23 protein-coding genes are annotated in these 26203 nt (G+C 53.2%); 6 read left to right on the top strand and 17 right to left on the bottom strand.

Annotated elements, in window-relative coordinates:
- Window positions 1-308: 308 nt before the first annotated feature.
- The 8 genes from tsaD to C2I18_RS17105 all read right to left on the bottom strand — a co-directional run bounded on the left by tsaD (window position 309) and on the right by C2I18_RS17105 (window position 5312).
- Window positions 309-1358 carry a tRNA (adenosine(37)-N6)-threonylcarbamoyltransferase complex transferase subunit TsaD gene (gene tsaD, locus C2I18_RS17140; protein ID WP_249896972.1) on the bottom strand — a complete coding sequence of 350 codons (1050 nt, stop codon included), beginning with the start codon at window positions 1356-1358 and terminating at the stop codon, window positions 309-311.
- Window positions 1359-1360: 2 nt separating this feature from the next.
- The gene (gene rimI / locus C2I18_RS17135; protein ID WP_249896971.1) at window positions 1361-1879 is read right to left on the bottom strand and encodes a ribosomal protein S18-alanine N-acetyltransferase; all 519 of its coding nucleotides are present in this window, start codon (window positions 1877-1879) and stop codon (window positions 1361-1363) included.
- Window positions 1876-2706 carry a tRNA (adenosine(37)-N6)-threonylcarbamoyltransferase complex dimerization subunit type 1 TsaB gene (gene tsaB / locus C2I18_RS17130; RefSeq protein ID WP_249896970.1) on the bottom strand — a complete coding sequence of 277 codons (831 nt, stop codon included), beginning with the start codon at window positions 2704-2706 and terminating at the stop codon, window positions 1876-1878. The genes rimI and tsaB overlap by 4 nt, the downstream gene beginning before the upstream one ends.
- Entirely contained in the window at window positions 2703-3194 is a 492-nt protein-coding gene (tsaE, locus tag C2I18_RS17125) for a tRNA (adenosine(37)-N6)-threonylcarbamoyltransferase complex ATPase subunit type 1 TsaE (RefSeq protein ID WP_481857811.1), read from the bottom strand. Before tsaE ends, tsaB begins: the two co-directional genes overlap by 4 nt.
- 88 nt (window positions 3195-3282) lie before the next feature.
- On the bottom strand, window positions 3283-4290 hold the full coding sequence (locus tag C2I18_RS17120; protein WP_249896969.1) for a DMT family transporter: 1008 nt from the start codon (window positions 4288-4290) through the stop codon (window positions 3283-3285).
- Window positions 4291-4588: 298 nt separating this feature from the next.
- Window positions 4589-4780 (bottom strand): hypothetical protein, encoded by a 192-nt coding sequence (locus C2I18_RS17115; RefSeq protein WP_249896968.1) that lies wholly within the window; start codon window positions 4778-4780, stop codon window positions 4589-4591.
- Between the two features lie 127 nt (window positions 4781-4907).
- Complete coding sequence (locus tag C2I18_RS17110) at window positions 4908-5093, bottom strand: H-type small acid-soluble spore protein (RefSeq protein ID WP_249896967.1); 186 nt, start codon at window positions 5091-5093, stop codon at window positions 4908-4910.
- Between the two features lie 18 nt (window positions 5094-5111).
- On the bottom strand, window positions 5112-5312 hold the full coding sequence (locus tag C2I18_RS17105; RefSeq protein WP_249896966.1) for a hypothetical protein: 201 nt from the start codon (window positions 5310-5312) through the stop codon (window positions 5112-5114).
- Between the two features lie 145 nt (window positions 5313-5457).
- On the opposite strand from C2I18_RS17105, the gene ku reads away from it, so the two are divergent.
- The 3 genes from ku to ligD are packed head-to-tail and all read left to right on the top strand — an operon-like array spanning window position 5458 to window position 8346.
- A complete protein-coding gene (gene ku, locus C2I18_RS17100) occupies window positions 5458-6426 on the top strand; it encodes a non-homologous end joining protein Ku (RefSeq protein ID WP_249896965.1) in 969 nt (322 codons plus the stop codon).
- Between the two features lie 41 nt (window positions 6427-6467).
- Complete coding sequence (locus tag C2I18_RS17095; RefSeq protein WP_249896964.1) at window positions 6468-7415, top strand: ATP-dependent DNA ligase; 948 nt, start codon at window positions 6468-6470, stop codon at window positions 7413-7415.
- 46 nt (window positions 7416-7461) lie between these two features.
- Entirely contained in the window at window positions 7462-8346 is an 885-nt protein-coding gene (gene ligD / locus C2I18_RS17090; protein WP_249896963.1) for a non-homologous end-joining DNA ligase, read from the top strand.
- Window positions 8347-8525: 179 nt separating this feature from the next.
- Here ligD and C2I18_RS17085 read toward each other — a convergent pair whose 3' ends face one another.
- Both C2I18_RS17085 and cls read right to left on the bottom strand, forming a co-directional pair.
- Entirely contained in the window at window positions 8526-9440 is a 915-nt protein-coding gene (locus C2I18_RS17085) for a YitT family protein (RefSeq protein ID WP_249896962.1), read from the bottom strand.
- Window positions 9441-9611: 171 nt separating this feature from the next.
- Window positions 9612-11042 (bottom strand): cardiolipin synthase, encoded by a 1431-nt coding sequence (cls, locus tag C2I18_RS17080; protein WP_249896961.1) that lies wholly within the window; start codon window positions 11040-11042, stop codon window positions 9612-9614.
- A gap of 238 nt (window positions 11043-11280) precedes the next feature.
- On the opposite strand from cls, the gene C2I18_RS29645 reads away from it, so the two are divergent.
- Both C2I18_RS29645 and C2I18_RS17070 read left to right on the top strand, forming a co-directional pair.
- Window positions 11281-12357, top strand: a complete 1077-nt coding sequence (locus tag C2I18_RS29645; protein ID WP_275100928.1) for a M23 family metallopeptidase — start codon at window positions 11281-11283, stop codon at window positions 12355-12357.
- Between the two features lie 32 nt (window positions 12358-12389).
- Window positions 12390-12839, top strand: a complete 450-nt coding sequence (locus C2I18_RS17070) for a bactofilin family protein (protein WP_249896960.1) — start codon at window positions 12390-12392, stop codon at window positions 12837-12839.
- A gap of 50 nt (window positions 12840-12889) precedes the next feature.
- Here C2I18_RS17070 and C2I18_RS17065 read toward each other — a convergent pair whose 3' ends face one another.
- From C2I18_RS17065 to C2I18_RS17045, 5 genes are all read right to left on the bottom strand, one after another.
- Window positions 12890-13678, bottom strand: a complete 789-nt coding sequence (locus tag C2I18_RS17065; protein WP_249896959.1) for an ABC transporter permease — start codon at window positions 13676-13678, stop codon at window positions 12890-12892.
- Window positions 13671-14597, bottom strand: coding sequence for an ABC transporter ATP-binding protein (locus C2I18_RS17060; protein WP_249896958.1), 927 nt, complete (start codon window positions 14595-14597; stop codon window positions 13671-13673). Before C2I18_RS17060 ends, C2I18_RS17065 begins: the two co-directional genes overlap by 8 nt.
- A 214-nt stretch (window positions 14598-14811) precedes the next feature.
- Window positions 14812-19407, bottom strand: a complete 4596-nt coding sequence (gltB, locus tag C2I18_RS17055; protein ID WP_249896957.1) for a glutamate synthase large subunit — start codon at window positions 19405-19407, stop codon at window positions 14812-14814.
- A gap of 373 nt (window positions 19408-19780) precedes the next feature.
- Entirely contained in the window at window positions 19781-22135 is a 2355-nt protein-coding gene (locus tag C2I18_RS17050; RefSeq protein ID WP_249896956.1) for a YhgE/Pip domain-containing protein, read from the bottom strand.
- A gap of 143 nt (window positions 22136-22278) precedes the next feature.
- Window positions 22279-22881 carry a TetR/AcrR family transcriptional regulator gene (locus C2I18_RS17045; RefSeq protein ID WP_249896955.1) on the bottom strand — a complete coding sequence of 201 codons (603 nt, stop codon included), beginning with the start codon at window positions 22879-22881 and terminating at the stop codon, window positions 22279-22281.
- 258 nt (window positions 22882-23139) lie between these two features.
- On the opposite strand from C2I18_RS17045, the gene C2I18_RS17040 reads away from it, so the two are divergent.
- Window positions 23140-24330: an MGDG synthase family glycosyltransferase gene (locus tag C2I18_RS17040; protein ID WP_249896954.1), complete on the top strand. Its 1191-nt coding sequence runs from the start codon at window positions 23140-23142 to the stop codon at window positions 24328-24330.
- Between the two features lie 225 nt (window positions 24331-24555).
- On the opposite strand, the gene C2I18_RS17035 is transcribed toward C2I18_RS17040, so the two are convergent.
- Together C2I18_RS17035 and thpR are read right to left on the bottom strand one after the other, a co-directional pair.
- Entirely contained in the window at window positions 24556-25452 is an 897-nt protein-coding gene (locus C2I18_RS17035; protein ID WP_249896953.1) for a cell wall hydrolase, read from the bottom strand.
- 76 nt (window positions 25453-25528) lie between these two features.
- Window positions 25529-26140 (bottom strand): RNA 2',3'-cyclic phosphodiesterase, encoded by a 612-nt coding sequence (gene thpR / locus C2I18_RS17030; protein ID WP_249896952.1) that lies wholly within the window; start codon window positions 26138-26140, stop codon window positions 25529-25531.
- Between the last annotated feature and the right edge of the window lie 63 nt (window positions 26141-26203).

Here is a 26203-nt window from a genome sequence, read left to right as displayed (position 1 = left end):
TCTCTAAGATATCCACTCTATGCTCTGCAAGAACTACCGGATCATTCTCCGCCTTCCTGCATCGCCGCCTTCTCACGGAGGCAAACCGTAACGGTGTACGAAAGGTCAGGCACATCTTCTGCACCTTCAGCTCCTGCGCACAGAGCCTCCTGCTTCCACCGTTCCGCTCCCGGATGAGTTCAGGGCTCCTTCGGCTGCGTCGCACCAACCCGCAGTTCTCTTCATCCCGGAGTTACCTTACTGGTTCCATTCATCGCGTTTGTTATGTTGTAATTAGAGCTGATTATACCCTTAGACTCCAAATGCTGTCAATAGGCGGATACTGACCATTTCTCCAGCGAAAGTCCCGGATCTGCCGCCATATCCAGCGGAATGTCACCGTCATGCCGCCATTTTACATAGGCTGCGGCGCCAATCATTGCCGCATTGTCAGTACAATATACCGGCGGCGGAACAATCAGTTCGATCCCTTCCAACTCGCAGCGGGAGACCAGCGCTTCGCGTAATCCTTTATTCGCTGCAACCCCGCCGCAGAGGAGCAGCTGCTTAGCTTTATTCGCCTTTACTGCGCGGACGGCCTTCTCCACAAGCACCTCGACAACCGACTCCTGAAAGCCGCGGGCAATTCCGGCAATATCCGGCGTAAGGCCCTTCATCTTGCTCTGGTTAACTACATTCAGCACGGCGGACTTCAGACCGCTGAAGCTGAAGTCATAGGAATCCGGCTCCAGCCAGACACGCGGCAAAGGCACTGCTTCAGCCGCCTCGCGGGCCAGACGGTCCACATGGGGACCACCGGGATAGGGAAAGCCAAGAGCCCGTGCCACTTTATCATAAGCTTCACCAACGGCGTCATCACGGGTGCGTCCGATAATCCGGAATTCCCCTTCACGCTCCATATGGACAAGCTCTGTGTGTCCGCCGGACACCACCAGCGTCATGTTCGGATACTGCAGCTCTTTGACCAGCCGGTTGGCATAAATATGCCCGGCAATATGATGGGTGCCGATCAGCGGCTTGTCCCAGGCGAGAGCCAGGCTTTTGGCTGCTACAACGCCGACCAGCAGCGCTCCGACCAGTCCGGGCCCCTGGGTAACTGCTACTGCCGCCAGCTCCTGCGGATCCACCTTCGCTGCGGCCAGCGCTTCTTCAACGACCAGGGTTATCACTTCCACATGCTTGCGGGAGGCCACCTCGGGGACTACCCCGCCAAAGGCGCGGTGTGTTTCGATCTGGCTTGAAATAATATTCGAGAGCACTTCGCTCCCGTCTTTGATCACCGCTACAGATGTTTCGTCACAGCTGGTTTCTATAGCTAATATAAGCACAGGCTTGTCAGCGCCCGTCTCTGTCTTCATTGTTAGTCCACGCTTCCTTCCATCAGGCCCTGCTCCCCGTAATCCGGCAAATCCGCCCACATGATCAGCGCATCCTCACGGTTGTCCGAGTAATAGCCTTTGCGGGTGCCGGCAGGCCGGAAACCTTTTTTGCGATATAAATTCTGGGCCACCTCATTCGAGACCCGTACCTCCAGCGTAATGGACTTCATGCCCAAAAATCCGGCCGTCCTCATCAGCTCTTCCAGCAGCCGGTCGCCCCATTTGCGTCCCCGGTAAGCTTCAAGAACAGCAATATTTGTTACATGAGCCTCGTCTACAATGGCCCACATTCCGGCGTATCCGATGATATGCCCGTGCAGCTCCATCACCATATATTTGGCAAAATGATTATGCGTCAGCTCATTGCGGAACGCTTCTTCCGTCCACGGCATGGTAAAAGCTTCGCGCTCAATGACAAGGATATCGGGAATATCTTCAAGCTTCATCAGGCGGAACACAAGCTCCGCTCCCAGGTCTTTGTTCGGCTCTGAATCCGTCATAGTTTTGTCCCGCCCCCTTCACTGCTACGGCGCAGATTGGCTTCGGCTTCGGATAGTTGGGTATAATTGGGGATTAGCCCGTGCAGGTCGTCACTTTCGGTAAGCAGCCGCTCTCCGGCGAGGAAGCCTGCCCAGCGGCCCTCCAGTTCATAAGGCACTGCCCGTACAGAGACATGTTCTGCCAGCGGAGCAAGCCTCTCACTGCTTCCGTGTACAGAAGTCTCTCCAACAAACCAGATCGTGCCAGGCTTCACGCCTTCTTCTTCAGCCTGCTGCAGCCGGGCTTCCAGATCCACCACCCAGTCAGCCATCAGACGGATGGCATCAGGCTCAAGACGGCGCGGCGCCTGATCGCCCTCTACAGTGAACAGCGCCGTGTAGGCCTGTCCACGGCGGGCATCAAGCAGCGGAATGACCCAGTCCGGACCGCTCCCGCTTATCCCGGCTGCCCCATCCGCAGCTTCCACCGCTTGCCGGGCAGCAGCATTATAACCGCCCCAAGCCAGCGCATGCAGACTGGATACGCCTGCTACAGGCACTTTCCATGCCCAGGCCAAGGTTTTGGCCGCTGTAACCGCAATCCGCGTTCCCGTATAAGAACCGGGGCCGATGCCGACAGTAATTCCGCTAAGCATACCGGAGGTTGTTCCAGAAGCCTGCAGCGCCTGCTGAATAATTGGGAGCAGATGAACCGAGTGGTTCCGCTCTCCCGATGCATTAATCTCGTGCAGAAGATTACCGTCCTCCAGAACGGCAACTCCAAGAACGGCCGTCGATGTATCCAGCGCCAAAAGCCGCTTGCGCGGCTCATTATTTTGATTACTCATTTATCTTTACCCCACTTCTGGCTAAGCGCCCGGCAGACCTCACCGTAAGGCTCCCCGGTTCCGGTCACTGTAATAAGCCGTTCCTCCGGCCCGGCCGTTTTCATGTATATATTCAGATGCCCCGGCGGCATCAGCTCTGTAATAATACTGCTCCATTCCACCAGACAGACGCCCTGCCCGTAAAAATACTCTTCCAGCCCCAGCTCGTCCGCTTCCATAGCAGATATCCGGTACACATCCATATGATAGAGCGGCAGACGGCCCTGATATTCCTTGATAATTGTAAAAGTAGGACTGTTCACGATCCCCTCTACGCCCAAATGACGGGCGTAGCATTGCGAGAACGCCGTTTTGCCCGCACCCAGATCACCGTTCAGGCCGATCACCATGCCGGGCGCAGATGCGGCAGCGACAGCAGCAGCCAGCTGTTCCGTATCCTGCAGGCTGTAAGAACGGTATGTAAACACCGTTTCGACATTATTCTCCAAACTGCAACTACCACCTTTATAAAAATGCCTTCCCGGTTACACTACTTTTAATTATATCGGTATGGTACTTTTACCGCAACAGCCTGCTCTATCCGTTCCTGTCCGCTGAAAGCGGTAAAGCCTCTTTTGGCCCGCCTGCCGTCACTTGAGATTCACTTCCCGTCCGCGGGGAGAACAGGCTGTGCAGCGCCATCCCGGTGATAATTACAGCTATTCCCGACCAGGAGAGCAGCGAGGGCATAGGCGTAGACAAAATCAGCATTTCTCCCGATAAGGCAAACAGCACTTCCAGCGACTGGGTAGCCTCTACGGCGGCAAGCCCGCTCATGTTGTCCCTCACCATCTCTGTCGCGCGGAAGAACAGCACAGTGGCGATAATGCCGGATGACAGAGCCACAATTAATGACTGCCCCATCTGGGAGGGAGACGGCAAGCCGCTGTCCGCCAGGCCGTACAGCCCAAGCAGCAGCCAGAACGGCAGACTGGCCATAGTCATCCCGAGAATACGCTGGAACACATCCAGCCGGCCGCCGCATAACTCCATCATTTTGCGGTTACCGAGCGGATACGCGAAGGAAGCAATAAGTACCGGAACAATACCGAGCAAAACTTGTGAAGCAGACAGCTCCTTCGCATGTTCTGCCTGAAGCAGAGCCACACCGGTCAAAATAATCAGCGACAGCCCGAGACCGCGCAGCGGAATACGCCCGCGTCTGTAGACCGGACCGGAAGGACTGCTTATCCATTCCCCGAACAGCGGGGCAAGCAGTGATCCGGATATGATCGTAATCTGCCACGTGCCGGCAGTCAGCCAGCCCGGGGCATAAGCTGCAGCGAAGCAGATCGGGGCATAGAACAAGCCGAAACCTACAGTTCCCCACAAAATCCAGGCCGCGGGACGGTTCTTCATTGCAGCCAGCAGCGGCTTCAGCCTGCCCCGGCCAGCCACAATCGCCAGCAGAAACGGCAGCGTGAACAAGTACCGGAGCGAGGCGCTCCAGGCCCAGCTTCCTCCCGACAGCTCCATCCGCCGGTTAAGTACAAACGTTACCGCAAAAAACAGCGCCGAACACACACCAAGTATAAGGGGACGCACCACATCAGCTCTTTTCCCTAATTTTCACAAACCCAATATAGGATTTTACAGCTGACACCGTCAACCCTTGTGTAAGGTATTGTGTCCGTATTAGAGAGTAAAGATGGCAATCCGCTGAAATCAGCCTTTCTTGGCTTCGAGCTGGTGCAAGACGTAGACGAAGGTTCATCCGAAGGAGAAAGAGCTATGTGAATGCGAAAAATTGCACACAATGTGCCACTGCGAAGGTAACGAACCAACTGTATGCAAAATTCTAACACAATGTGCCGTGGAGACTTACACTTGTCACAACATCCCTTTACAGTTTGCTCGGATCAACGGGACTTTTCCCGTTCATTTCGCCATCCCGCTCCTTCAGGCCGAATTCAACGGGACTTTTCCCGCCCATTTCACGCTTCCGATCCCTCAAACCGAATTCAACGGGACTTTTCCCGCTCATTTCGCTGATATGCCCCCTTAGACCGAATTCAACGGGACTTTTCCCGTTCATTTCGCAAAACTGCTCCTTAAGGCTTCTATGCCGCCATTTATCCAGCGGTTACTCTATGTAAGTATGTATCTGTTATCAACCGCCCCTGCCAGCTGACAGGGGATCGGTCATCTTTTGCTGCATCCGGCTAGCTCTTCTGCTCCTCCAGCCGCTCTACACCTACAGTGTGCACATTGGTCGGGCGGGAGCCTACCTGCACAGTTGCCATCCCGTTGTCCGCATCCACATGCTCTATCCAGACCGGTTCACCATCGAGATGTACAGCGATCATTTCCTTGGAGGCATAGATATCCTTTGCGCGTTTCACGTCCATTTTACCGGCTCCTTTAAGTTAGTTTGTATGAGGCCTGTCTGTCTCCTGCTCTTCCTCCTCGGGGAGCTCGCCAATGGTTGCATCGGCATCCAAATGCCCGGAATCCCTATCCGGCTCACTTTCCTCCGGAGAAGAGATGATGTTATACCAGTTCACAGCTTCTGCAGGGATATCCTGCGCAGACAGTATGCCGCTCCATTCAGACGGTCCTTTTCCCATCACTGCACCTTCCCCTGCATAAAATAACGCAGCTTGCCTGTCACGGCTATATTTTTTCCCAACCTTCGCAAAAAATGCACCCGGCTAGAAAAAGCTCCGCTTCCTCATACTAAGCCAAAGCACTTATTATCAGGAGGCGATATTCATGCATACCGTCTGGAAAGGCGCCATCAGCTTCGGACTCGTCCACGTACCCGTCAAAATGTTCTCCGCCACAGAAGACAAAGACATTTCACTGCGTTACATCCATAAGGAATGCGGCAGTCCGCTGTCGTATGTCCGCAAGTGTCCCGTATGTGAAAAAGAAGTCACCTGGGAAGAAATCGGCAAGGGCTATGAGTATGAGAAAGGGAAGTTTGTCCTGTTCGACAAAGAGGAAATTGACCAGCTCACTGAACAGAGCAGCAAGAACATTACGATTCTGGATTTTGTGGATTTGACCGAAATTGACCCGATTTATTTTCAAAAAACCTATTATTTGTCCCCTGACCAGGCGGGCACCAATGCTTACCGGCTCCTGATGGAGGCGATGCGGCAGACGGGCAAGATCGGTATTGCCAAAATCTCCATCCGCTCCAAAAGCAGCCTCGCTGCAATACGTGTATTAGAGGATTGTCTGGCGATTGAGACGATTTTTTATCCCGATGAGGTTCGTCCCGTCTCACAGGTTCCCGGTCTGCCGGAAGCAGGCATCGTCAGCGATAAGGAGCTGGAGATGGCCAAACTGCTGATCTCCCAGCTGTCCACACCGTTCGAGCCGGCCAAATACACTGACGACTACCGCCAGAGGATGCTGGATCTGATCTCACACAAAATTGCCGGAGAGGAATTCCACATTGCCCCTGCCCGCCAGGAAAACAATGTAATTGATCTGATGGCTGCTCTGCAGGCCAGCATCCAGGCTGTCCAGCATATTCCTACGGATCCAGGCACTCCGCTGCCCGGTACCACTGCTAATCCGGCTGCGCCTGCGGCCAAGAAAAAGACAACCCGGACCAAAAAAACCGCCGCCCCTGCGGGAACAGCGGTGCTTGATGAAGCAACAGGCCCCATTCCGGTCATTGCCCCGAAACCGAAACGGCGCAGCGCCAAGAGCAAGGAAACGGTGTCCTAGGCTAAGACTTTCAATATAAAACCTGTAAGGAGGCGGTATAAGTGAAGCTGCAGCCTGTCGTTCCCTTTGAACCAGTCCTGGCTTCCTGTCTTCCTTCCGGCAGCGAGTGGATCGCCCAGATCAAATGGGACGGTGTCCGGATGCTTTCTTATTATGACGGCAGCAGCCTTGAGCTGATTAACCGCCGCGGCAACCGCCGGACGCTGCAGTATCCCGAGCTTACGGTGCCCGGTGATTACTGCCGGGCAGACTCTTTCATTCTGGACGGTGAGGTCATTGCGCTCAGCGGCGGTAAGCCTTCATTTCACGAGGTGATGCGCCGGGACAGCCTGAAGAACGGGGCGGCGATCAAAGCGGCTATGCCGCAGGTTCCGGTGCTCTATATGATTTTTGATATGCTGTACTGCAACGGTCTGTGGCTGCTGGACCAGCCCTTGTCGCGGCGGCAGCAGTTCCTGAACGAGATGCTGCTGCCGCATCCCCATGTGCAGAATGTACCGAGTTACGCTAATCCCGAAGAGCTGTTCACCGCTGCACGGAACGGCGGCCTGGAGGGAATTGTCTGCAAGGACATTACCAGCACATACACAGCCGGGGGCAAAGATAAACGCTGGCTGAAACGCAAGGTTATCTCCGATGTGACCGCCGTAGCGGGAGGAGTCACCTACCGGGACGGGATTGTGAATGCGCTGCTCTTTGGACTGTATGACGACGGGGGCAGACTGCATTATATCGGACATGCCGGCGCCGGCAAAATGACAGCTGCAGACTGGCGGAATCTGACTGCCCGGGCAGAAATGCTTAAGGTTCCGCAGATGCCTTTTACTGCCGTACCGGGCCGCAGCAAGGATGCCGTCTGGATTCAGCCCGAGCTTGTGTTCAAGCTTCACTTTCTGGAATGGAATCCTTCGGGGACGATGCGCCAGCCTGTGATCCAGGCACTCGTTGAGCTGCCGCCGCTCTCCTGCCGTCTGGATCAAAAGGCATAAGGATTCGCCGCAAAAATATCCGACAACTAAGAAGGGAGGGTTCATTATGCCGGCAACCATTAAAGGTTCCATTACGGTAGACGGGCAAGAGCTTGCCATTACGAATCCCGATAAGCCCCTATGGCCCGAAGCAGGCATTACCAAAAAAATATATCTGCAGAAGCTGGCCGCGCTTTCCCCCTTCCTGCTGCGTTACTGCCGGGACCGGCTGCTGACAGTGATCCGCTATCCCCATGGGGTATCAGGCATGTCTTTTTATCAGAAAAACGCACCGCATCCGCTGCCCGAATTTGTAAAGACAGCTGTTCATGAGAATATTACCTATATTATGCTGCAGGGGCTGCCCGAACTCATCTGGCTCGGAAATTTGGCTGCACTGGAGTTCCATCCTTCTCTGCATTATGCCGGAAGCGTGCTTCCCTGTGAATGGATGATCGATCTTGATCCTTCCCTTGAGATTGAACCGCGGATTATGGAAGCAGCCTCCATTGTCGGGGAAGTGCTCAGATCACTGGGGCTGCAGTCTGTGCCAAAAACATCCGGGGCGACCGGTGTCCAGATTATCGTTCCCATCAGGCAGGGAATCACCTTTGACGAGCTGCGCAAAATCGGGCATTTGGTCGGCCGGTTCGTCACCGAGAAACGTCCCGATCTTTTTACGCTGGAACGGCTGAAAAAACACCGCGGCGACAAAATTTATTTTGATTATCTGCAGCATTACGCCGGCAAAACCCTGGCTGCCCCTTATACGCCGCGTGCTCGTCCGCTCGCAACGGTATCCACTCCCCTCTTGTGGGAGGAGGTGGAGCGCAATGTCTCTCCTGCAGATTATACACTGCTGAATATTGAAGAACGTCTGAACGTGATGGGCGATCTGATTGCCAAGCTTCCGCCCCAGCCGGTCGAGAATATCGTCGCCAATCTTCCGTAATACAGCAATAAGCCCGCAACTGCCTATGTAGGCTGCGGGCTTATCAGGCGTCCAGCAAATGGACGGAAGGCATTATATAGGATAATTCGGTGCTGCAAGACGGCACCGGACGGTATGCTCGGACTTTCGTAAATATACCTTCCTTCAGGACCGTGCAGTCCGTTCCACCGGAACTGGCACTAGTGGATTGATTTTTTCTTGAACCGGCCGCCTTTGACATCATGAATATTGCCAATGGCGATAAAAGCGTCTGAGTCCCAGTCCTCAACAATAGACTTCAGCTTGGCTTCTTCAAGCCGAGTAATAACTACGAATATTACCTTCTTGTTGTCGCCGGAAAATCCGCCTTCCCCATCAAGATAAGTAACGCCGCGTCCCAGTCGCTCTGTAAGCGCCTCGCCGATATCGCGGAATTTGTCGCTGATAATCCATACCGATTTGGACTGATCCAGTCCTTCAAGCGTGATATCAATCATTTTAAAAGCGATGTAATACGCAATCAGGGAGAACATGGCATTGTTCCATCCGAATACAAATCCTGCTCCGGACAAAATAAAGAAGTTGAAGAACATGACTACTTCACCGACAGAGAACGGCAGCTTCTTGGCCACCAGAATGGCGACAATCTCCGTACCGTCAAGCGATCCCCCGTATCTTACCACGAGCCCGACCCCGACGCCGAGAATGACACCGCCGAATACAGCGGCGAGCAGCGGTTCTACCGTGATGGGATGCACAGGATGGAGCAGCTGGGTGCCGATAGACATGATGACTACGGCAAATAAAGTGGATAAGGCAAAGGTTTTGCCGATCTGCTTATAACCGATGATCAGAAACGGAAGGTTGAGCAGGGTCAGCAGAATGCCGAGAGGAATGTGAAAAATATGTGATAGCATAATGGATATACCGGTTATGCCGCCGTCAATCAGCTCATTGGGAACAAGAAAAATCTCCAGCGCAACAGACATCATTGTGGCACCCAGTACCATCATAACGATCCGCTGGGCCAGCCGCAGTCTCGCTATCTTCGCTGATCCTGCTTTCTGCAGCTTCTTCTGCTCCTCACTTGTAAAGACTTCCCCGCTTACAGTCATAGAACTCCCCCTATAAAAGTAAAGATAGAATCAAAAATAACCGAAAGCATCATTGGCTGAGATGCCCTCATATATTTCTTCTTATACCTACATTATATCATAAAAGAAGCCTAAATAAGGAACTCAAGATACTCTTGGGTTAGAAAAATTGTGTTTTTGCCGATTTTTCCGTCATAAAAGCGGTGAAAACAGCTGACACAGCCCTTGAATCAGCTTGACATTTTTGCTCCTTTTCATGAAATTTTCCGGGTCTATATACTCACTATGATGAAGATCCTTTTCAAAGCCCGCAGCAAGCGAGCTTATCCGCTCCGGACTGAACAGCACCGCTGTCAGCTCGAAGTTGGAATAAAAGCTGCGCATATCGAGGTTTGCACTTCCGACCGTAGCCAGCACGCTGTCCACAAGGATCATTTTGGAATGCATAAAGCCCTTGGTGTACCGGTAAAACTTCACGCCGGCATCCTGCAGGTTCTCCAGATAGGATAATGAAGCCTGATACACCAGCTTGTTGTCCGGAACAGCCGGAATGATGATTCGGATATCGACTCCGCTGAGCGCAGCATTTTTAAGGGCGCGGCATATCGGCGGATCGGGTATGAAATACGGAGAGGTAATCCAGATGCGGTGTCTTGCTGAACACAGGGCGGCAAAATACAACTCCTGGGAAGCGTCTACGTCGCCATCCGGACCGCTGGGAACAATCAGCACGGCCTCCCTGCCGGAGCAGCTGTGGACAGGAAAGAACCGCGGGTGGCTCAGGATATCACCGGCTGCCAGCCGCCAGTCTTTGAGAAAAATATACTGAAGATGATACACGGCATCCCCTTCCAGACGAAGATGGGTATCGCGCCAGTAGCCCCGCTTTGGATCTTTGCCCATATAATCATCGCCTACATTCATCCCTCCGGTAAAACCGACCAGACCATCTACAACCATAATTTTGCGGTGATTCCTGTAGTTAAAGCGGCGTTCCAGCAGCGAGGTTAGCGGCGGCAGGAAAATATGGACCTCTACGCCAGCCTTCTTCAGAGTACGGATGAACGCCGGACTAAGGCCATGGCTGCCCAGACCATCACACAGCATACGCACCTTTACTCCCTGGCGTGCCTTGCGGATCATAACTTCCCGGAACCTTTCCCCGATATCATCATCCCGGAAAATATAAAACTCCAAATGGATGTGCTCCCGCGCCTCTTCCATGAGTGCCAGCATATCCTCAAAGGCCTCCCGCCCGCTCCAGAGCACTCTGCAGCTGTTGCGGCCTGTAACCGGAATTTCTGCCAGCCCCGAAAACAGCTTAAACAGCCCTTTATGATATTCAAGCTCAGGATTTCCGCTATCCCCGGCACTGCCGATAATATGAATTTTTCCGGCCAGATGATTGCGGATTCCGCTTAGAAGCGGAGTACACCGTTTGCCGATACGGGTGCGCTGCCAATAATCCCTCCCCATAAAAAAATAGAACAGCAGCCCTGCAGGAGGAAAGCAAAAGGACAGGAACAGCCAGGCCAGCGCTCTTTGCGGACGTTTGAACTCCAGCAGTAAAATGATGGCGATCTGCAGAATAAAAAGACAAAGAATAATTGCGAATATCGTCAAGCTTGTCCCTCCTGAAAATAATATAAAAGCGCTTGGCCGGACACCGGAAATACACCGGACCGCACGCTTTCTAGTACAGGTCTTGCCGTAACTCTCCTTATTTATTCAATCAAACGTTGTCATGTTAGCCAGGGACGAGGAATACATAGAGTAATAGGACCATTCGGATGAGCCTGCTTTTAGACAATGCCGGACGCTACTAACACAAGGCGGCTGCAAGCCGCAGGAAGGAGAAGCTATGAAAAGTCAGCCAGATCATAACCGGATCACGCTGCTTGTCGTCCGTGAAGCCGGACGGCCGGTCAGACAGCTTCAGCTGTCCAAACCGCTAGCCCTGGTCCTCCCGGCCGCTGCCGCCCTGTCCATCTCCAGTCTGGTCACTTCCATGCACTTTCATGCCTCCCGCTCCATTGCCGAGCTGGAAGCTGAAGCAGCAGCACTCTCATTAACCAATCTCCGCATGGAGATGAAGGCCCAGGATAAGGATCAGGCACTGCAGCAGCTCCGCGGCCAGGTGACCGAGCTGTCGGAGGAGGCGGAGAGCATCAAAGACAAGCTGAAAAGCGTCAATGAGCTGGAACAGCAGCTGCAGTCGCTGATTGACAAGGAGACGGAAGCCTCCTCCGGGTCAGGAGCGAATAAGCAGACCTCATTAAAAACAGCACCAGCTCCGTTATCCGGGACAACTGCAGCGGTGACGGGCAGTATTGCCGCGTCCCAGGTCGGCGGCGAATATATCGCCGTCTATCCGGAGGATCATCTGGCGCTGCTCCGGGAAACCAGAGATGATTTCGAGGAGATCCGCAGTATGCTTGATGAGATGATGAGCAGCATAGCCACAACGATCACACGGGCTGAGCAGGCTGGTCGGGCTGAGGAGCAGCTTCAAGCCAAGCAGGCCCTTGCTGAACAAAGACGGCTGGCACCGGCTGTAATCTGGCCTACACAGTCCAAGACCATCACTTCAAGCTTCGGCTACCGCTCAGATCCCTTTAAAGGTACCTCAGCCTATCATTCCGGCATTGATATTGCCGGCAGTATCGGGGATCCCATATATGCGGCCATGGGAGGAACGGTTACCGCCTCCGATCAGATGGGAGCCAGAGGCAAATACATCATCATCGAGCATTCAAACGGTCTGGAAACCTGGTACATGCATTTGAACAGCATGACGGTATCAGCCGGAGACAAGGTAAGCAAAGGCGAGAAGATCGGTACGCTCGGCAATACCGGACGCAGTACCGGACCGCATCTTCATTTTCAGGTAGTGAAGCAGAATAAGGCCGTAAATCCTTTGAATTATGTGGAACCGTAAGCTCAGGGGAGCGAATTTCAGGAGGGATAAATATGTGGAAACAGAGGGCACAGGCTTCGTACAAGTCAACAGACTCGCTGATCGGCTACGGGGACAGTCTGGAAGGTAAAGTGCAGTGTGACACCAACCTGCGGATCGACGGCGATTTCAGCGGTGAAATCCAGTGCCGGGGAACAGTAACCGTCGGGGAGCAGGGAACGGTACATTCCAGCATCAAAGCGCATGATATTGTTATCGCAGGCAAAGTGTTCGGCAGCGTCACTGCCGATCATAAGCTCACAATTACAGATACCGGACAGCTGCACGGGGATATTATGGCAGGCATCCTGAATATTGTAGAAGGCAGCGTCCTGAACTGCTCCGTTGCCATGGCCGAGCTGCCTGCCGCAGAAAAAGCCGGCGGACCTACGCAAAATGTGAAGAAGGATAAAGACGGCAAACGCCGCTCCAAAGCACAAAAAAGCACACTGGAAGCAGGCTAGGCGGGCCTATGCCCGCTTAAGCTTGCTTGTGTGCTGTTTTTACGTATAGATTAAGCCGCCACATCTCTTTTACGGAATACGTACCAGGAGACCAGCAGAAACAGGACATAATAAACAGCCAGAACCGCTACAGAGAACCATAGGGTTACACCGCCCGGTCCGACGCTGGAGACCATATATCCCCGTAAATCCATGTGGGTAAAGATCAGATATTTGGCCCATTCATAACGCTCGGGACTGAAGATCATCAGGAAAATATTTTTGGTGAACATAATAAACAACGACAATCCGATCGCCAGGCCGCTTGCCCGGAAGACGCTGGAAACCATGAAGGCAAGCGCAGCCGTCAGGAACATCTCCACATAACGGCAGAACAGATCCAGGAAGGAATATTCCGCCGGACTCATGTCTCTCATGGTGGACATTCCTGCTTCAGCCGAAGAAGAGAACATCAGGGATGAACCATAGGCAAAAGCAATCAGCACAGCCGTACTGAGCAGACTAAAGAGCACAAGGGAAATATATTTGGAGACCAGAATCTTGGTACGGCTCCATGGGCGGATCAGCAGCAGCTTGATTGTTCCCCAGGAAAACTCACTCGCAACAGAGTCAGAAGCAACGACAACAGTAAAGATCGTATTCAGGAAAAAGGCAATACTGACCGTCGTCTGGAAAGTATCCCAAAGGCCCATCATCGACTCCGGACTTCCGCTGGTGAAATACATCAGCACAGGGAACAGCATACTCATTACTGCAAGAATAAACAGCATCACCCATGTGCGGACACGGCTGTAAATCTTGATATTCTCATTATGTATGAGAGCTGCAAACTCACCCAATGCCTTCACCTCCCGTAATTTCCAAGAATTGATCCTCCAGTGAACGTGACAGTGCTTTGATGCTGTATACCTTGATCCCGCCTGCCACCAGGCGCGCATTCAGTTCTGCCACTTCCTCGCGTACCGCCTCAATAACAATACCTCCGTTCACCAACGAACCCCGGCCGAACACCTTTAGCGCAGCCTCCGGGTTATCAACCTCGAACCAGGTCTCCGGATTCTGCAGCACCATATCGCCCACTGACTTAAGCTGCTTCACATCGACAAGCCGTCCGTTCTGGATGATCGCTACACTGTCACACATCAGCTCCATCTCAGACAGCAAGTGGCTGGAGACGAACACCGTCGTTCCCTCCTCCTGGCACAGACGGCGCAGATAATCACGCAGCTCGCGGATTCCCTGCGGATCCAGCCCGTTCGTCGGCTCATCGAGAATAAGCAGCTTGGGCCGGTGCAGCAGTGCCTGGGCTACCCCCAGCCGCTGGCGCATCCCGAGCGAATAGGTTTTTACCTTGTCATGAATTCTTTGGCCGAGTCCGACAAGCTCTATCACTTCGTTGATACGCTGCTTGTCCACCCCCTTCACCATCCGCGCATATTGGCGCAAATTCTGATATCCGGTCAGGAACTTATACATCTCCGGGTTCTCGACAATTGCTCCGACATTCGCGATCGCCTCCTCAAAGTGATCCTTGATGCTGCGTCCGCAAATCAGAATATCACCCTGGCTGATCGAAATTAACCCTACCATCATGCGGATGGTGGTTGTTTTGCCGGCCCCGTTCGGTCCCAGGAATCCGAAAATCTGCCCTGGCGGGATATCGAGGGTCAGATTGCTCACCAGTGTTTTGGAGCCGATTTTTTTGGTGACGTTCATCAGGCTCGCTACCGGCTTCACCACTTCTGCCGTATTCGGCATACTTTCACTTCCTTTCGTTCAAGTGGTATAACTCATCCGCCCTTAGTTTACCACAAGTTCCCTTTTTTCTGAAAAGCTGAAGGCTATTAGGTTGTATTGATTGAACTAAAGGCTCCTCTATTTGGGATTGTTCGTTCAAGCTCATTCAATACCAGTAAAAAGGACTGCACCTTTCCCTTAAGAAAGGCACAGTCCTGAATTTCAGTTAATGATGCTAGCCGCCGACGCGGGCAAGTTCACGCATATTGGCTTCAAAAGCGGCCATAAGGGCTGCTTCTCCAGTCAGGCCGGTCTGCTCTACTTTGCGGATTTGCTCCATCATCCGTTTGTAATCCTTCGGAATGACACGGGCAAACTTCGGCAGAGACTCTTCCCAGCTATCCAGAATACGTCTTCCTGCAGCGCTGTCCGTAAGCTCTGTGTGACGGGTAATCAGTCCGTGCAGCTCGGCAACCTCTTCCGGCTCTTCCACACGCTCCAGAAGCACCATCTCCAGGTTGCAGCGTTTCACGAAGGTGTTGTCAGGATCGTACACATATGCGATACCGCCCGACATCCCTGCCGCGAAGTTGCGTCCTGTCCCGCCAAGCACTACAACACGTCCGCCGGTCATGTACTCGCAGCCGTGGTCGCCCACGCCTTCTACGACTACATTGGCGCCGGAGTTACGGACGGCAAAACGTTCACCGGCGATGCCGTTGATGTAAGCCTGACCGCCAGTCGCCCCGTAGAGTGCCGTGTTTCCGGTAATGATATTGTCTTCAGCAGCAAAGGTAGCCTTCGGTGACGGCTTAACAATCAGCTTGCCTCCGGACAGCCCTTTACCGAGATAGTCATTGGTATCCCCATCAACGGAGATCGTGATGCCCTTCGGCATGAATGCACCGAGACTTTGTCCGGCTGAGCCTGTGAAATGCAGGCGGATTGTGTCATCCGGCAGGCCTGCCGCGCCGTATTTGCGCGTCAGTTCACTGCCCAGGATGGTTCCTACTGCACGGTTCACGTTCGTAATTGGCAGTGAAGCCTCTACAGGAGTACCGGATTCAAGTGCAGGTGCAGCCAGGTCCAGCAGCTTCGACATATCCAGGGTTTCTTCCAGGCCATGGTTCTGGCGCTTGCTGTTGAAGCGGGTGCTTCCCTCCGGCATCTGCGGAGTATGCAGCAGACTGCTCAGATCAACGCCCTTCTTCTTCCAGTGTGTGGAGGCCTGTGTCGCATCGAGGCAGTCTGTGCGCCCTACCATCTCTTCAACGGTACGGAAGCCAAGCTCAGCCATGATTTCGCGCAGATCCTGGGCAACAAAGGTCATGAAATTCACGACATGCTGCGGATCACCGGTAAAGTTCTTGCGCAGGTCTGGATTCTGTGTTGCTACACCTACCGGACAGGTATCCATTTGACATACCCGCATCATAATACAGCCTACAGCCACCAGCGGAGCTGTTGAGAAGCCGTATTCTTCAGCACCCAGCAGAACAGCTACCGCTAGATCGCGTCCGCTGAGCATTTTGCCGTCCGTTTCCAGCACTACGCGGTCGCGCAGGTTGTTCAGCATCAGCGTCTGATGGGTCTCGGCAAGACCAAGCTCCCAAGGCAGACCGGCGTGGCGGATGGAGTTCATCGGAGAAGCTCCTGTACCTCCGTCATAACCGCTGACCAGGATAATATCGGCACGGCCTTTGGCTACACCGGCAGCAATCGTTCCTACACCGACTTCGGATACAAGCTTAACGTTAATATTGGCACGCGGATTGGCATTCTTCAGATCATAGATCAGCTCTGCCAAATCCTCGATGGAATAAATATCATGATGCGGCGGCGGCGAGATCAGGCCTACGCCTGCGGTGGATCCGCGGACTTCAGCTACCCAAGGGTACACCTTGCGGCCCGGAAGCTGTCCGCCTTCACCCGGCTTAGCCCCCTGCGCCATCTTGATCTGGATCTCGTCAGCGTTCACCAGGTAGTTCGAGGTTACCCCGAAACGTCCCGATGCCACCTGCTTGATCGCACTGCGGCGGGAATCGCCGTTACTATCAGGAGTGAAGCGGGCCGGATCTTCCCCGCCTTCACCGGTATTGCTCTTGCCGCCGATACGGTTCATGGCAATAGCCAGCGTCTCATGCGCTTCCTTACTGATGGAGCCGAAGGACATTGCTCCGGTCTTGAAGCGGGTCATAATCGATTCTGCCGGTTCTACTTCTTCAAGCGGCACAGGTGCACCTGCGGGTTTGAACTGCAGCATGGAGCGCAGTGTCAGGTGGTTCTTGGTTTCGCCTTGAACCAAGGCAGCATATTTCTTGTAAAGCGTGTAGTCCCCGCTGCGCACAGCGTGCTGAAGCAGATGAATCGTCTGCGGGTTGAACAGGTGGTCCTCCCCGTCGCTGCGCCACTGGTAATCACCGCCGGAATCCAGCACCTTGTCATTGCCGTCCTTGTCAGTGAAGGCACGGTTATGATGGATCAGGGTTTCGGCTGCCACTTCCTCCAGGCCGATACCGCCGATGCGGGAAGGCGTCCAGGTGAAGTAACGGTCCACGAATTCCGAGTTAAGCCCTACAGCTTCAAAAATCTGTGCTCCACGGTAGGATTGGATGGTGGAAATCCCCATCTTGGACAGGATTTTAACTACGCTCTTCGTCGCAGCCTTAATGTAGTTCTTCACAGCCTTCTCATGCGAGATTCCGCGCAGCAGGCCCTGGCCGATCATGTCATCCAGACTTTCAAACGCCAGGTACGGATTGACCGCACTTACACCGTAACCCAGCAGAAGCGCATAATGATGTACTTCACGCGGTTCGCCGGATTCCAGCAGGATGCTGACTTTGGTCCGGGTTCCCTGGCGGATCAGATGGTGATGCAGGCTGGATACAGCCAGAAGTGCCGGGATTGCGGCATTCTCGCGGTCAACGCCGCGGTCGGACAGAATAAGAATATTATGGCCTTTGGCCATTACGCGGTCAGCCGCTTCATTCATGCGCTCCAGCGCAATGCGCAGTCCTTCTGCCCCAAGCTCAGCCGGGAACAGGATCGGAATAGACATCGATTTGAAGCCTGCACGGCGGACGTGGCGGATCTTCGCAAAGTCCTCATTGGAGAGAATCGGCGAATCCAGCGAAATCTGGCGGCAGCTCTCCGGTTCCGGCTTCAGCAGATTGCGTTCAGGTCCGATTGTCGTTGCCGTGGATGTCACCAGCTCTTCACGGATGGCGTCAATCGGCGGGTTGGTTACCTGGGCGAACATTTGTTTAAAATAATTGTACAGGCGCTGCGGGCGGTCCGAGAGCACGGCCAGCGGAGCATCATAGCCCATGGAGCCGACAGCTTCGGCACCGGTGGAAGCCATTGGCTCCAGCACCTTGCGCAGATCCTCAAAGGTATAGCCGAAAGACTGCTGCAGCTGCTGCACATTGTCATGCTTCGGATTCGGCAGCTCCGGTGCATCCGGAAGCTGGTCCAGACCGATCAGATGCTCATCTAGCCACTGGCGGTAAGGCTGCTCCGCAGCAATGGAGGCTTTAACTTCCTCGTCGGAGATAATCCGGCCCTGCTCGGTATCCACCAGCAGCATACGGCCCGGTCTCAGGCGGTCTTTATAGAGTACGTTCTCTGCCGGGATATCCAGAACTCCCGCTTCAGAGGACAGAATGATCATATCGTCTTTGGTTACATAATAACGTGCAGGGCGCAGACCGTTACGGTCAAGCATTGCACCGATTTGCACACCGTCAGTGAAGCCCATCGCAGCAGGTCCGTCCCACGGTTCCATCAGCGTGCTGTGGTATTCATAGAATGCCTTCTTGTCATCGGACATCGATTCATGGTTGCTCCAAGGCTCAGGAACCATCATCATCGCCACATGCGGCAGGGAACGACCGCTGAGGTACAGGAACTCAAAGGTGTTGTCGAACATGGCGGTGTCGGAGCCGTCCGGATTCACGACCGGCTTGATCTTGTCAAGGTCTGCCCCGAATACCTGGCTCTTGAACAGCGACTGGCGGGCATGCATCCAGTTCACATTCCCCCGCAGCGTGTTGATCTCGCCGTTGTGGATCATGAAGCGGTACGGGTGGGCACGCTCCCAGCTCGGGAACGTATTGGTGCTGAAACGGGAATGCACAAGCGCAATCGCCGATTCCAGATTTTCATCCTGCAGGTCCAGATAAAACTGTCCTACCTGCTCAGTAGTCAGCATGCCTTTGTACACGATCTTGCGGCAGGACATGCTTGGCATATAGAAGGATTCCGCTTCCTCGACTCCGCCGTAGCGGATAGCGAGTTCAGCGCGCTTGCGGATCACAAACAGCTTGCGTTCAAAGGCCAGCTCATCAGCGATACCTTCTGCACGGCCGATAAATACCTGGCGGACATAAGGCTTAGCAGCCTTGGCTGTCTTGCCCAGCATTTCATCATAGGTCGGCACATCGCGGTACCCGAGCACCACCTGGCCTTCCTCGGCAATAATATCGCTCAGCAGCGCCTCATGGCGGGCGCGGATCTCCTCATTATGAGACAAAAAGATCATACCCACGCCATAACGGCCCTGTTCCGGCAGTTCAAAGCCAAGCTTGCTGGCTTCTCCGGCAAAGAAGCGGTGCGGAATCTGCAGCATGATGCCGGCTCCGTCGCCGGAGTTCGGCTCGCTTCCCTGTCCTCCCCGGTGCTCCATGTTAAAGAGCATGGTTAATGCATTGCTTACAATCTCATGAGAGGGTTTGCCTTTAATATGGGCAACAAATCCCATTCCGCAAGCATCCTTTTCGAACTGGGGATCATATAGGCCCTGTTTGCCGGGCAGTTCAGTGTGTCTCATCTTACGCAACCTTTCTATTATAAAGTAGACATTAATCCAGGAAAATATTTCAGAAGAAAATCTTAATAATTATTCAAGGCAGATTGGTTATATTATTTTATCACCGACCTTACATGAGCGCAATTTAAACTTTTTTATGAGTTTGATTAACAAATGTTTTTGCGACACAGCTTTAGCGAATAGAAGCGTAAAAAAACTTTCTTATGCATAAATATACATAAAATACGAATAAGTCCTTATTCATTGAAAACGCTTCAAGCGTTTTCTTTCCATAACATGTGAGAATAACATTGTATTTTAAAACCCCTACAAACAAAGAACGCCCCCGGGAGGGCGTTCTTTTTTCTAATTATTTACTATCCTTATTATCCTTTTATACAGTCAAAACTTGTTCACTTTTTACTGCCGCTTCACGGTCCTGATTACGGGACATGAAATAGGTGAATGTGAAGGCCAGGAATACAATGCCGTAGACTGCCAGCAGACCTGCATCACTCCACATGGCACTGTAGTCCCCGCTGGAAATTACAGCTTTGAATCCGCTGACGCTGTATGTCATCGGAAGCAGCGGATTGAAGAATTTCATCCAGTCCGGAATCAGCTCCAGCGGGAAGGTTCCTGCGCTGGTTGTCAGCTGGAAGATCAGAACGACAATGACCACGAAACGGCCAGGCTGGTCAAGCCAGGTTACAATAGCCTGGATCATCCACATGAAAGCAATGCTTGTAATGAAAGTAAAGGCGTAGAACAACGCGACATTCTGTACATGCAGCCCTAAGCCGTACAGCACGACCATAGCCGCCAGCAGGGACTGCAGCACACTCATCATCGAGAAGGTTAGCGTACGGCTGACAAACCGGTTGAACCGGCTGGCGCCGGCCACCCCGGATTCACGCATCGGGACAACCAGTGTGCAGATCAGCGCCCCTACGAACAATCCAAGCGACAGGAAATACGGCGCAAAGCCCGAGCCGTAGTTCGGCACTTCACTGACCTTATGCTCCTCAATCTCCACCGGCTGGGCAAACATTGCTACCAGTGCATCGGACTTGTTCACTTCACTTGTCTGGGCAGCCGCTTCCCCCAGCTTGGAGGCCAGCTCGTTTGATCCGGATTTCAGTTCATCCAGGCCGTCCTTCAGCTGGCCTGCACCATCGCTCAGCTGCTGCGAGCCGTCCGCTACCGAGCTCAGGCCGCTGCTGAGCTGGTCTGCGCCATCCAGCAGCTTGGCTGTGCCGGCTTTCAGCGCTTTGCCGCCGTCAGCCAGCTTGGCGCCCCCTGCGGCTGCTTCGGCAAGCTTCGCGCCGAACTGCTGCATGCCTGCGGCGAGCGTACCGCCGCCGCTCTCCAGGCGGGCTGCGCCCGCCACAAGCTGCTGCTGGCCTTCCAGCAGCTGGCTTGCGCCCGTGTGCAGCTGCTGCGCGCCGTCATGCAGCCGGGACACACCCGCGTCCAGCTGCTGCGCTCCGCTGTGCAGCTGTTCCGCGCCCTGCGCGAGCTGCTCCTGGCCGCTGTGCAGCGCAGACGCGCCTTCCGCAAGCTGCTGCTGGCTCTGCTCCAGCTGCGCGCTGCCTTCAGCGGCTGCTGCGCTTGCCGCCAGCAGCTTCTGCACCTCAGGGCTTGCCGCAAGCTGCGGATTGCCCTGGGCCAGCTGCTGCAGCCCGTCAGCCACCGCTCTGGTGCCGGCTGCTACCTTTGCGCTTCCTTCCACGGAAGCCTTCAAGCCTTCTTCCAGCTTGGCGCTGCCTTCAGCGGAAGAGGACAATCCGGCCGCAAGCTGCGCGCTGCCTTCTACTGCCGACTTCGTGCCGGCCTGCAGCTTGGCGGTGCCGTCTACTGCCGACTTCGTGCCGGTCTGCAGTGCAGCCGCACCGGCGGCTGTCTTCGCAAGGCCGTCACTCAGCTGCTTGCTGCCGGCTGCACTCTGGGATACGCCATCCTGCAGCTGCTTATGTGCGGCGGACAGCTGTGCAAGTCCGCCCGCCAGGGTGCTGCTGCCGCTCTCAAGCGCTGCAGCACCGCTGTTCAAATCCGTAACGCCTTGGGTAAGCGGCGCCGCCCCCTCCAGCAGCTTGCCTGTGCCTTCGGTCAGCACAAGCAGATTGTCCTTCAGCTTCAGTGCCCCGTCATCCAGCTTGCCGGCCCCGTCGGCAAGCTGCGCTGCGCCGTCTCCGGCTTCACCAAGGCCGCCGGAGATATCCGTGATCTTGTCAAACACGGATTCCGTATAAGCTTCTGTAATTTTGGCAGAAACCTTGGTTTTGATATCCTTTACCGCAGTACCGCCGATTTGTCCCGCCAAAAAGTTATACCCCTCATTCGGCTCATATATAATCTTGGCCGGCTGCGGCTCTGCATCCAGCAGTGTGGTTGCATTCGCGGAGAAATCTTCCGGAACAATGATGGCCATATAATAAGTATTGTCATTAAGGCCCGCTTCCGCCTGGGAACGGGACACGAAATTCCATCTGAATCCGTCGGTCTTTTTAAGCTCCTCTATCAGGTCGTTGCCTGCCGTGAGCTGCGTTCCCTCATACGCTGCGCCCTTATCTTCATTAACTACAGCCACCGGAAGCTCATTCATTTTGCCGTACGGATCCCAGAACGCCTTCAGGAACAGCCCGCTGTACATTACCGGAATAAAAAGGACGACGAGCATCGGAATCAGCACCTTAGGATTTTTGAGCGCTGCGCCAAGGTCCTTCATAAACACAGATAAAGATTTCATTCTGGTTCTCTCCTTATAATCATATGCTCTCTATAAAGCTATTAATTCTGTTGGTTTTGCAGAAACATTGCAGTAACACCAGATGACCATTTTCCCCATCCGGTCAATTTTAAGCAAAAAAAAAGCGGCCCTTCCCTTGACGCCTAACGCTGCTGCTGCTGAACCAGGCTCTGCCGGGCCAGACCTTCAGCCAGAAACAGATGAAAATACTGCTTGATCTGTTCCTTGCTTAGCGGTACATGCACCTTGTTCAGCTCGGCCGTCAAAACAATATACAGCCTGAACATTACCACCGATACAATTTTGGGGTCGCACTCCTTGATCTCCCCTTGATGAATCGCGTGTTCCACCTCCCGTTCCAGATATTCCAGCACGACGCTCTCAATCTTGTCTAGCCCTTCGCCGGCCTGCGGTGTTCCGAAATCACGGCTTTCCTGGGACAGCTTGATGAACAGCTCATGTTCGCTGCGAAATTCCAGCAGAGCATCCAGAACCCTGTGCAGATTATCAAAAAAGGCTTTATCCCGTCTGATTTCCTGCCCGGCGATTCTCTTCATTTCGATAATGACATCTCTCAGAATCTCATTGAACAGCTGCTCCTTATTGGTGAAGAAGGTGTAAATCGTTCCTTTTCCGACATTCGCAATCTTCGCTACCTGTTCCATCGTAGTTGCCTTATATCCGAACAATGAAAAACATTTCGTCGCCGCCTGAAGCACCTGCTGCCTTCGATCTACCACAGCCACTCACACACGCCCTTTCCCTGCAAAAATATCGCTGCCAGCCCTTTATGACCACTTTACTAATTTGGTCATTTAGTCACGACTTACTTTACCACTTTACCTTCCCCTTTGCAATACTTGAATTGTTCTAAATTTTTTATTTTGCAGGGTTTTAACTTTCTATTTACGTCTTATTTGTATAATGTAAAGAAAATATTTCTATTCCCTTGTATAATAGAAGAGATGATTCCCTACCCTTGGTGGAAAGTAGCAGGTGAACTTATGCGAAAGAAAAGAGTACTGCTGTTTTCGGAAGGCTTCGGCACGGGCCATACAGGAGCAGCCTATGCTCTGGCAGAAGGAATTAAGCTGCTTCACCCGGACGTCCAGTGCCGGGTCATTGAGCTGGGCAAATTCCTGAATCCTACGGTCGCGCCTTGGATTCTTTCCGCTTACCGCAAAACAGTCAGCAGCCAGCCCAAGCTGGTCGGCATGATGTATAAAACACAATATAACAAATCACTGAACCGGCTGACCAAAATGGCGCTGCACCGGATTTTTTATACACATGCTTCACAAGTCATTGAACAGCTCAAGCCTGATTTGATTATTTGCACCCATCCGATCCCGGCAGCCGTTATATCCCGGCTGAAGCGCCAGGGCCTGGATGTCCCGCTGTACACGCTGATTACCGATTATGATGCGCATGCCAGCTGGGTTAATCCTGAAGCCGACCGCTATCTGGTGTCCACTTCCCGCGTAAAATCCATTCTGACCGGAAGAGGCGTCAGTCCTGAACTGGTGACCGTCACCGGAATACCGGTACACCCCAAGTTCTGGGAGAAGTATAACAAAGCCCAGCTGCGTAAGGAGCTGGGGCTGGCTGATATTCCTACAGTGCTCATAATGGGCGGAGGCTGGGGCCTGATGTTCGGTAAAGACGTCATGGACTCGCTCACTGCGAGAATGGACGATATTCAACTGATCTTTTGCATGGGCAGCAATGACAAGCTTGTCTCCAAAATGGGCTCTGATCCCCTGCTGAACCATCCCAATGTGCGCATTCTGGGATACAGCAGTGAAATCAACAAGCTTATGGACGCCTCCGATCTGCTGATCACCAAACCCGGCGGTATGACCTGCACAGAGGGACAGACCAAAGGCATTCCGATGCTGTTCTACAGTGCGATTCCCGGCCAGGAGGAGAAAAACGCCCAGTATTTCGTAGAGCTGGGGCTGGCCGAAGTACTGGATGCGCAGGTAGTGGATAAATGGTTTTCGCTGCTGCTCCGCGAGTATAACGGCCTTGAGGAGCTGCGCATGCGGCGTATCGCCCCTGAACGGCAGCAGCCGCAGAACTGCGCCCAGACCGTGCTGCAGCTGCTCGGCAAACCGGCTGCCGGCCCGGTGGAGCCGTGGGGATCAAGGACTCAGGCAGCACGTACTGAAGAGGCCGTCTATGTTACCCCTTAAGCAGCATGCCGGCCGATCAGCTGACCGTAAATACAGACGCAAAAGAACCTTCAATCCGCAGAGCGTGGAATGAAGGTTCTTTTGTATTACGGTCGCCCTCAGCCAGCGCGCCGTAGTATCAATCCCTGTCTTTCAGGGGTAAAAGAAACGCTTAAGAAAGGATCAATATCCTATAGTGCAAATTACTCTGCATGCAGATAGCTTGAGGTCCTGTTAGAAGGCTGATTATTTATAGAATGTATGATTGCCGATCGTTTTGGCTAAAGTGCGGGAATGATGGACTGTCAGATCCTGCGCAAGCTTTAGTGACAGGAAGAAATACGTATCATCCGTGACTTCTTTTATCCCCGATAGCGCGGCATTTACCGCTTTGATGCTGTCCTCATTGGGCGTTACACGCTTAAGACGCCCATTGGCCACAGGACTGAACTGGCTTTTCTGATAGATTACCTCATAGATTGTGTCGGGAAAATTGGCTGACCGCAGCCGGTTCAGAACAACGTTGGCAACTGCCACTTTGCCCTGGTACGGTTCGCCCTCTGCTTCTGCCATAACGATTTTTTGCAGCAGTAGCAGGTCTTCTTCGGATACGGCGTAGCTCCAGGTTGCTTCAGCTTGCTGCTCCTGGCTTAATAGCTCTGTCCGAGAGAAGAACAATGTTGTGGGGGGTTGTTGCTTAGATTCCGCCTTTGCCTGTTTTACGGTCTGACTCCCCTGGTTTGCCGCCTGTCCCTTTGCCTGCTGGACAACTACCGGCGGTTTCTGCACCACAGCAGCTTTGATCTTGGGTGCTTCTGTTTTTTTAGCCGGAATTTGACTCTTCAGCTTGTCCAGACTAATCAACTCCAGAGTCTGCTCGCCTTTAAAGGCAAGCCCCGGATCGGCAGCTGCAGTATAGAGCAGGGGCTTCAGCTTGGTACTGTCTGTCGTCTTGGAGACTGGTGCTGTCTTTAGCAGGGCTGGTGCCGCTGATGCGTGGCCGTTCCCGCTTAATTTATCCAATGGGATGGAATGCTCTCCCTCCGCAGCTCCTTCAGTATTCATCAGGCTTATAGCAGAGAAACACACTAGAATTACGCTGACCAGCAGCGCGATACAGCGGTTTTGTCTAAAAATTACCATTTTTTACCTCCTATTTGACGGCACATTCCTATTGTATGTAACCGAAATTGGAAGCTTTGAAAACTTACCTGTCGATTTATTTATTAAAAAAAGTTACTTTTTCGATCACTTCATACATAGGAATGGCATGCATTTTAGTAGCATACACCACAAATGCATCCACCGTCCACCCCTTTGACGAACATTCGTTCCCCGTTTTAGTTACCAGAGCATCATATTCCTGCAGCCGCTGTGCCGCAAAAGGCTCCTGATCCCGGTATTTCCGGGCTAATGTAATATGCGGGTTGTACTCTCTGGTTTCGGCAATGAATCCCAGCGGACCGGTGGCGGAAACCACGTTCTTTTGCAGCTCCTTCAGCTTGTCCAGCTCGCCGGAAACTCCCGCCCACAGTACCCGGGGAGCGCTTGCAGGTCCAAAAGTCCCAAAGTGGTCCAGATTCAAATGAAAAGGAGACTGTTTTCCGGAAATTCCCTTCAATGCATCAAGAAGCCCGGGAATATCTCCCACGGGGGTGTCTCCCAGAAATTGCACAGTAATATGATAATCCTCAGAATGTGTCCATTTTGCAAATTTCATGTCACTTGATACTCGGGAAGCGGCATTTTCCAGTAGTTCCCGCTGTATTCGGGGTAATCTTATAGCAACGAACAGGCGCTCACTTTTACGGGCAGCATCAGTATTGTTCATTATATTTCACCTTTCGCATCAGATTTGTTATCCTTGTCCTATAACTTAATCAGTCATTTCTAC

This window comes from Paenibacillus sp. PK3_47 (assembly GCF_023520895.1).
Lineage (GTDB): Bacteria > Bacillota > Bacilli > Paenibacillales > Paenibacillaceae > Paenibacillus_AQ.
Note: the sequence above shows the minus strand (reverse complement) of the source record. Positions and strands in the feature narration are given on the sequence as shown.

What these genes read in the sequence shown, in the direction of transcription:
- ligD (WP_249896963.1), top strand. Translation starts at nt 7,462, where the DNA reads ATGCCGGCAACCATTAAAGGTTCCATTACGGTAGACGGGCAAGAGCTT.
- C2I18_RS17060 (WP_249896958.1), bottom strand. Translation starts at nt 14,597, where the DNA reads ATGCCGAATACGGCAGAAGTGGTGAAGCCGGTAGCGAGCCTGATGAAC.
- ku (WP_249896965.1), top strand. Translation starts at nt 5,458, where the DNA reads ATGCATACCGTCTGGAAAGGCGCCATCAGCTTCGGACTCGTCCACGTA.
- tsaB (WP_249896970.1), bottom strand. Translation starts at nt 2,706, where the DNA reads ATGAGTAATCAAAATAATGAGCCGCGCAAGCGGCTTTTGGCGCTGGAT.
- C2I18_RS17035 (WP_249896953.1), bottom strand. Translation starts at nt 25,452, where the DNA reads ATGGTAATTTTTAGACAAAACCGCTGTATCGCGCTGCTGGTCAGCGTA.
- C2I18_RS29645 (WP_275100928.1), top strand. Translation starts at nt 11,281, where the DNA reads ATGAAAAGTCAGCCAGATCATAACCGGATCACGCTGCTTGTCGTCCGT.
- tsaD (WP_249896972.1), bottom strand. Translation starts at nt 1,358, where the DNA reads ATGAAGACAGAGACGGGCGCTGACAAGCCTGTGCTTATATTAGCTATA.
- rimI (WP_249896971.1), bottom strand. Translation starts at nt 1,879, where the DNA reads ATGACGGATTCAGAGCCGAACAAAGACCTGGGAGCGGAGCTTGTGTTC.
- thpR (WP_249896952.1), bottom strand. Translation starts at nt 26,140, where the DNA reads ATGAACAATACTGATGCTGCCCGTAAAAGTGAGCGCCTGTTCGTTGCT.
- C2I18_RS17050 (WP_249896956.1), bottom strand. Translation starts at nt 22,135, where the DNA reads ATGAAATCTTTATCTGTGTTTATGAAGGACCTTGGCGCAGCGCTCAAA.
- C2I18_RS17040 (WP_249896954.1), top strand. Translation starts at nt 23,140, where the DNA reads ATGCGAAAGAAAAGAGTACTGCTGTTTTCGGAAGGCTTCGGCACGGGC.
- gltB (WP_249896957.1), bottom strand. Translation starts at nt 19,407, where the DNA reads ATGAGACACACTGAACTGCCCGGCAAACAGGGCCTATATGATCCCCAG.
- C2I18_RS17070 (WP_249896960.1), top strand. Translation starts at nt 12,390, where the DNA reads ATGTGGAAACAGAGGGCACAGGCTTCGTACAAGTCAACAGACTCGCTG.
- C2I18_RS17110 (WP_249896967.1), bottom strand. Translation starts at nt 5,093, where the DNA reads ATGGACGTGAAACGCGCAAAGGATATCTATGCCTCCAAGGAAATGATC.
- C2I18_RS17115 (WP_249896968.1), bottom strand. Translation starts at nt 4,780, where the DNA reads ATGAACGGGAAAAGTCCCGTTGAATTCGGTCTAAGGGGGCATATCAGC.
- C2I18_RS17105 (WP_249896966.1), bottom strand. Translation starts at nt 5,312, where the DNA reads ATGGGAAAAGGACCGTCTGAATGGAGCGGCATACTGTCTGCGCAGGAT.
- C2I18_RS17085 (WP_249896962.1), bottom strand. Translation starts at nt 9,440, where the DNA reads ATGACTGTAAGCGGGGAAGTCTTTACAAGTGAGGAGCAGAAGAAGCTG.